The sequence below is a fragment of the Rodentibacter genomosp. 1 genome (assembly GCF_001999285.1).
Lineage (GTDB): Bacteria > Pseudomonadota > Gammaproteobacteria > Enterobacterales > Pasteurellaceae > Rodentibacter.
Window position 1 is genome coordinate 1 of the sequence record NZ_MLHN01000039.1, and the last position, 1,369, is coordinate 1,369.

General features: G+C 37.7%; 2 protein-coding genes, 1 tRNA gene and 1 pseudogene. 2 read left to right on the plus strand and 2 right to left on the minus strand.

What is annotated here, in order from left to right; translation table 11 throughout:
• Positions 1–123: 123 nt before the first annotated feature.
• The gene (locus tag BKK54_RS11355) at positions 124–420 is read right to left on the minus strand and encodes a HigA family addiction module antitoxin (RefSeq protein ID WP_077543176.1); all 297 of its coding nucleotides are present in this window, start codon (positions 418–420) and stop codon (positions 124–126) included.
• Between the two features lie 17 nt (positions 421–437).
• A pseudogene (locus tag BKK54_RS11360) lies at positions 438–718 on the minus strand (type II toxin-antitoxin system RelE/ParE family toxin).
• A gap of 91 nt (positions 719–809) precedes the next feature.
• On the opposite strand from BKK54_RS11360, the gene BKK54_RS11365 reads away from it, so the two are divergent.
• Together BKK54_RS11365 and BKK54_RS11785 are read left to right on the plus strand one after the other, a co-directional pair.
• Positions 810–1,103 carry a hypothetical protein gene (locus BKK54_RS11365; RefSeq protein ID WP_077543175.1) on the plus strand — a complete coding sequence of 98 codons (294 nt, stop codon included), beginning with the start codon at positions 810–812 and terminating at the stop codon, positions 1,101–1,103.
• A 193-nt stretch (positions 1,104–1,296) separates the two neighbouring features.
• Positions 1,297–1,369 (plus strand) — tRNA-Lys (locus BKK54_RS11785).

Sequence of the window (1,369 nt, forward strand, 5' to 3'; positions counted from 1 at the left end):
TCGGTGAACAAAATAGTTCGATTATGGTGATGGCAACATCAGTCTCAACTGCAAAAACAATCTCATCAAGCTAATTAAAGGAGGCAATTATTGAAAAGGAACCGCACAAAAGTGCGGTTAAATTTAAACAAATCTTGTTGTTTGAGCCGATTCCTCAAACAACGGCATAATCGAAAAAGTTTTTGTATTTTCAATTTGCCATAAATCGTAATCTGCCTGCATATTAAGCCAGAAATTCGGCGTGGTGTTAGTAAGTAATTTACTGAGTCGAACAGCCATTTCAGCAGATATACCGGCTTGGGCATTCACGATACGGGAAAGTGCAACACGGCTTACACCTAAGCGTTTAGCAATATCGGTAATGCTCATTCCATCAATATATTCTTTCAAAATTAACCCCGGATGTGCCGGATTATACATTCTCATATTATCGCTCCTTAGTGATAATCTTGATAATCAATAACTTCTGCGTGACCATTTTCAAACTTAAAGGTTAAACGCCAATTTCCATTGATTTTAACTGACCAATGATTGGCAAGATCGCCTTTTAATTGATGTAAATTCCAACTCGGTACCGCCATTGCTTGGGGCGTTTCTGCACTGTTTAATGCAGTGAGCAACAGGGTAAGTTTATTGGCGTGCTTAGAGGTTGGATTCCCGCAGTCGATCCGGTTGTAAAAAACAACTCAAGCCCTTTATGTTTGAAAGATAAAATCATCTTAACCTCTCTTGTATCGTTATACTATACATCTAAATAGATTCAATGTAAATAATGACGATACACATTATTTAACAACAAGGAGTCTTTTATGACAACATTCAACAAAATCTTAAATCCAATGTACTCAGCGATTGCAGCTTACAGTACACAAGAAGACGGCTCAATCAATGCCAAATATGTGATTGGTACCGGCACGGATAACGACGGCGTCGTCACCGATTTCACACCGATTATCAGTGAATATAAATGGATTGATGTGGAAGGTGCGAAAGCGATCAATGAAGCACCATTTACCAAAGATGATATAGGCAAAACCCCGACGCAAATTATGTTGTCGCGTATTTATACTTATCTCAAAGAAAATGGGCAAATTGTAGTGTAGCATTATTGAGGGTATCCGATAAAAGTGCGGTAGTTTTGCCGTGCTTTTATCCTCATTTAGGACGATAAAAATGAATTGATAGTTTGACGTAAGTTTGACGCAATAGGTGCTAAAAGGTGTGAAAAGTTGATAGGTTAATAAGATATGATTATAATGTCTATGTATGTAGGTGTTTGATTTATAAAGTATTTGTGGTTAATATCTATTGGTATAGGTTCGGACTTTTAATCCGTTGGTCGAAGGTTCGAATCCTTCACGACCCACCA

What these genes read in the sequence shown, in the direction of transcription:
- BKK54_RS11365 (WP_077543175.1), top strand. Translation starts at nt 810, where the DNA reads ATGACAACATTCAACAAAATCTTAAATCCAATGTACTCAGCGATTGCA.
- BKK54_RS11355 (WP_077543176.1), bottom strand. Translation starts at nt 420, where the DNA reads ATGTATAATCCGGCACATCCGGGGTTAATTTTGAAAGAATATATTGAT.